This is a genomic window from Nevskiales bacterium (assembly GCA_035574475.1).
Classification (GTDB): Bacteria; Pseudomonadota; Gammaproteobacteria; order Nevskiales; family DATLYR01; genus DATLYR01.
On sequence record DATLYR010000116.1, the window covers coordinates 1 to 4,763 of the forward strand.

6 protein-coding genes are annotated in these 4,763 nt (G+C 69.1%); 2 read left to right on the forward strand and 4 right to left on the reverse strand.

Annotated features, from left to right (window positions below):
• From VNJ47_06840 to VNJ47_06855, 4 genes are all read right to left on the reverse strand, one after another.
• On the reverse strand, window positions 1-846 hold an 846-nt coding region (locus VNJ47_06840; GenBank protein HXG28545.1), incomplete at its 3' end, for a glutamate-1-semialdehyde 2,1-aminomutase.
• Window positions 843-1,481, reverse strand: a complete 639-nt coding sequence (thiE, locus tag VNJ47_06845; GenBank protein ID HXG28546.1) for a thiamine phosphate synthase — start codon at window positions 1,479-1,481, stop codon at window positions 843-845. The genes thiE and VNJ47_06840, both read right to left, overlap by 4 nt.
• Before the next feature lies 1 nt (window position 1,482).
• Window positions 1,483-2,262, reverse strand: a complete 780-nt coding sequence (locus VNJ47_06850; GenBank protein HXG28547.1) for a bifunctional hydroxymethylpyrimidine kinase/phosphomethylpyrimidine kinase — start codon at window positions 2,260-2,262, stop codon at window positions 1,483-1,485.
• A gap of 322 nt (window positions 2,263-2,584) precedes the next feature.
• Window positions 2,585-3,463: a metallophosphoesterase gene (locus VNJ47_06855; GenBank protein ID HXG28548.1), complete on the reverse strand. Its 879-nt coding sequence runs from the start codon at window positions 3,461-3,463 to the stop codon at window positions 2,585-2,587.
• 24 nt (window positions 3,464-3,487) lie between these two features.
• Between VNJ47_06855 and VNJ47_06860 the strand changes: the two genes are divergently transcribed.
• The gene (locus VNJ47_06860; GenBank protein HXG28549.1) at window positions 3,488-4,150 is read left to right on the forward strand and encodes a class I SAM-dependent methyltransferase; all 663 of its coding nucleotides are present in this window, start codon (window positions 3,488-3,490) and stop codon (window positions 4,148-4,150) included.
• Window positions 4,151-4,224: 74 nt separating this feature from the next.
• Window positions 4,225-4,763 (forward strand): helix-turn-helix domain-containing protein (locus VNJ47_06865; GenBank protein HXG28550.1); only part of this gene is annotated, 539 nt, incomplete at its 3' end.

The window sequence follows — 4,763 nt, forward strand, 5'->3', positions numbered from 1 at the left end:
GATGTCGCGCCGCCCGCCGAAGGCACCCACCGGCAGGCCGCCGCCGATCACCTTGCCGAGCGTGGTCAGATCGGGTTTCACGCCGTAGCGCGCCTGCGCGCCGCCCAGTGCGACACGAAAACCGGTCATGACTTCGTCGAAGATCAGCACCGCGCCGTACCGGTCGCACAGTGCCCGCAGACCTTCGAGAAAGCCGGGCAGCGGCGGGATGCAGTTCATGTTGCCGGCGACCGGCTCGACGATCACGGCGGCGATCTGGTCGCCGTGCTGCCGGAAGGCGCGCTCGACCGAGTCGAGGTCGTTGTATTCCAGCGTCAACGTATGCCGGGCGGTGTCCGCCGGCACGCCGGGCGAGGTGGGCACGCCCAGGGTCAGCGCGCCGGAACCGGCCTTCACCAGCAGCGCGTCGGCGTGGCCGTGGTAGCAGCCCTCGAACTTCACCAGCCCGTCGCGGCCGGTGAAGCCGCGCGCCAGGCGGATCGCGCTCATGGTCGCCTCGGTGCCGGAGTTGACCAGGCGCAGCAGCTCGATCGAGGGCAGCAGCCGGCAGATGCGCTCGGCCATCTCGATTTCCAGTTCGGTCGGCGCACCGTAGCTGATGCCCCGCACCGCCTGTTCCTGCACCGCGCGCACGACCTCGGGGTGGCCGTGGCCGAGCACCATCGGTCCCCAGGAACCGACATAGTCGATGTAGGGCCGGCCCTCGCTGTCGTAGAGATACGCGCCCTCGGCGCGGGCGATGAACAGCGGTGTGCCGCCGACACCCTTGAACGCGCGCACCGGCGAGTTGACGCCGCCGGGGATGTAGGCTTGCGCGCGCCGGAACAGTTCCGCAGACGAAGTCATGGCCTGCCTTTGAACAGCGCCGCGTACTGGCGTGCTGCCGTTTCGGGGTTCTCGGCGCCGAACACGCCACTGATCACGGCCAGCAGGCTGGCGCCGGCTTCGATCAGGGCCGCACCGTTCTCGGGCGTGATGCCACCGATGGCCGCCACCGGCAGGCGCAGGTTGGCGCAGGCCTCCTGCAGCAGGGTCAGCGGCGCGCGCACGGCCGCCGGCTTGGTCGGCGAGTCGAAGAATGCCCCGAACGCGATGTAATCGGCACCGGCCGTCCTGGCCTTGCGCGCCAGCTCCAGCGAGTCGTAGCAGGAGATGCCGATGATCGCCTCGGGGCCGAGGCGCGCGCGCGCTGCACGCAGGCTGGCGTCCTCTGCGCCCAGGTGTACGCCATCGGCGCCGAGTGCGCGCGCCAGTTCGACGTCGTCGTTGATGATCAGCGGCACGCCGTATTGGCGACAGACTTTGAGCAGGGCCGCGGCCTGCTGCCGGCGGCGCTCGGCATCGCCGCTCTTGTCACGGTACTGAATCAGCACGGCGCCGCCGCGGATCGCGGCGGCCACATCCGCCTCCAGTCCGCGGCGCGCGCTCAGGGCCGCATCGGTGATGGCATACAGGCCGCGCCGTGGGCCGAGCCGGGACATGTCAATGACCCAGCCGCTGCGGGAAGTACTGACCGCGGCCGATGCGATAGGCTCGCCGCAGCGTTTCCCAGGTGTAGCGCTGTGCGCTTTCCAGCGCCGTCTCCAGCGGCTCGCCCAGCGCCAGGCGCGCAGCGAGGCTGGCGGCCAGCGTGCAGCCTGAACCGTGATAACGATGCGGCAGGCGCGGCCAGCGCCAGCTGCGCGTGCCCCGTGTCGTGTGTAGCGTGTTGAGCACTTCGTCGCTCTCCGTTTCGTCGCCGCCGGTGATCAGCACCCGGCGCGCACCGTGCGCCAGCAGGAATTCGGCGCAGGCTTCGCGGGTGCGCGCGGGGTGCGCCAGCTGCCGCGCCTCGGCCAGGTTCGGGGTCAGCACCGCAGCCCGCGGCAGCAGCTGCAGCAGAGCGCTGACCTGCGTCTGATCCGCCAAAGCCGCGCCGCCGCCGGCGCGCAGCACCGGATCCAGCACCACCGGAACCTCCGGGTGGCGGGCCAGCAGGCCGGTGACCGCCTCGATGTTCTCGACACTGCCCAGCAGGCCGATTTTAACGGAGGCCACCGGCAAATCTTCGAAAATCAATTCGGCCTGTTCGAGTACGCCCGCGGCCGGCAGCGCATCGACCGCATAAGCGTTGCGGCTGTCCTGCACGGTCAGCGCGGTGACCACCGTCGCCGGGTGCGCGCCCTGCGCCCGCACCGCCTCGATGTCGGCCTGCAGGCCGGCGCCACCGCTGGGATCGTGGCCGGAAAGGCACAGGACGACGGCAGGTGAAGCCGCTGCCACTGGCCTGCGTCGGCGCGACACCGCACACCGGGTCTTGTCCGCCCTGCGCCGCTGCCGCAGCAAGGCTTTCGGGGAAGGGCGTTTGGCCGCTTTGCTGTTATGCACAATTTTCCTGGGCGCGCGGCGCTTTTCGGGATGCCGGGGCACCGGCCCCGGCAGCGGTTCGAACTGTAACCTCAACTATATGATTTGAAAAGATTATTTGCACGTGATTACAAAGTGGCCTGAGGGTAAAAACTGCCGCGGCGGCGGAGACTTAGGGTGTTCACCCGAGCATTTTCCACATAGTTATCCACAGCTTTTGTGGGTATTCCGGTTTTCTTCATTGCATGCCACGACTTACATCGGCTTCGTGAGACATCGACTTAAATCCTGCGTGACGCGCACGGGCGACGCGCACCACCCGGGTCTTGAGGCGCCCGCTGGGGTAAAGCCACAGGCAGCGGTAACCGGGTAAGGCCTCGTGATCCTCCGCGAAGTTCTCGCTCTGGGGCAGAAACTGCCGGCCGGTGGACGGGGTGGCCAGTACGCGGACGCCACCCACCGTCATGTCCAGTTCCTGGTGGATATGGCCACAGACGATCCCGCGCACCTGCGGATGCAGGCCGGCCAGCTTGAGCAGCGTGAGGCCGTTGCGCAGGCCCGAGGCATCCAGCCAACGGCTGCCGACCGGCACCGGCGGGTGATGCACCGCGATCAGCGCCGGTTCGCGGTGACGCACCAGCCAGTAGGCCAGCTGATCGAGCTGGTTCTGGGGAACGAGTCCGGCATCGCTGCCGGGCAGGTGGTCGTCGAGCAGCAGGAGCTGCCAGCCGCCGAGCAGGATGCGGGCCGGTGCCGCCTCGCCGAGCGGCGCGAATGCGGTCTGCAGCCGTTGCGGATCGTCATGATTGCCGGGCAGATAGCACACCGGCACGCCGAACCGGTGCAGCGCCGCGGCCAGGCGCGAATAGCCGACCGCGCTTTCGTCATGAACCAGGTCGCCGGTGACGAGCAGCGCGTCGGGGTGCTGCGCGCGGATGTCCTCGAGCACGGCCGCCAGCGAAGCCTGGGTGCACCAGCCGTGCTGCGCCGCCTCGGGATCGGCGAACAGGTGTGTGTCGCTGAGCTGGACCAGCGTGAACGGCTGCGGGCGCGGGCGCCGGCGGGCCGGTGCAGGCTTGTGCCGGGCCTTGGCCTTGGCGGACGGGGTGGGGGGCATGCGCTGATATCATACGGCCAGCCCATGTCGAACAAGACCCTCGGCCTTTCCGACGCGCTGCAGGCCTACCTGGCCGAGGTGTCGCTGCGCGAGCCGCCGCTGCTGGCGCGGCTGCGCGAAGAAACCGCGCGCGACCCGATGGCGCGCATGCAGATTGCGCCGGAGCAGGGCCAGTTCATGCAACTGCTCGTCCGGCTGCTCGGCGCACGACGCTGTATCGAGATCGGTGTGTACACCGGCTACAGCAGCCTGTGCACCGCGCTCGCTCTGCCGGAGGATGGCTATCTGCTGGCCTGCGACGTGGACGAACACTGGACTGCGGTCGCGCGCCGCTACTGGGCGCAAGCCGGCGTAGCGCACAAGATCGAGCTGAGGCTGGCGCCCGCGCTCGACACGCTCAATGCAGAGCTCGCCGCCGGCCGCGCGGGCAGCTACGACTTCGCCTTCATCGATGCCGACAAGTCCAACTACCGCCACTACTACGAGCGCTGCCTGCAGTTGTTGCGCGCCGGCGGGCTGATCGCGGTCGACAACGTGCTGTGGGGCGGGCGCGTTGCCGATCCCGGCAATACCGAACCCGACACCGAGGCCATCCGCGCCTTTAACGCCTTCGTGCACACCGATGCGCGCGTGGACCTGAGCCTGGTGCCGATCGCCGACGGCCTGACGCTGTGCCGCAAACGCTGAACGCGCAGCGCAAGAAACGGATTGCGGCGCGCGCCGACGGGCCTAAGCTGGTGGGCAAACGCAGGAGCCTTCGCATGTCTGCCAGCGATTACGCGCGCATCGAGAAAGCCATTCGCTACCTGGAGCAGAATGCCCGCCGCCAGCCGAAGCTGGCCGAGGTGGCCGCGCAGCTGGGCCTGTCCGAGTTCCATTTCCAGCGCCTGTTCCAGCGCTGGGCCGGCCTCAGTCCCAAGCGCTTCCTGCAGTGCCTGACCGCCGGTTATGCCGAGGAACTGCTGAAACAGTCCCCCAACCTGCTCGACGCCGCCTATGCCGCTGGGCTGTCGAGCCCCAGCCGCCTGCACGGCCTGTTCGTGCAACTGCACGCAGTGACGCCGGCGCAGTGGCGCAGCGGCGGCGCCGGCGTCACGATCCGCTATGGCTTCCACGACACGCCCTTCGGCCGCTGCCTGCTGGGGCTGACCGACAAGGGTGTCTGTCATCTCGGCTTCGTGGAGGAAGACGCGCCTGCCGCACTGGAAGACCTGCAGGCGGAGTGGCCGGGCGCACGGCTGCAGGCGGATGCGGCGGCCACGCGCGCCGTGGCGCTGCGGATCTTTTCGCGTACCCCGGC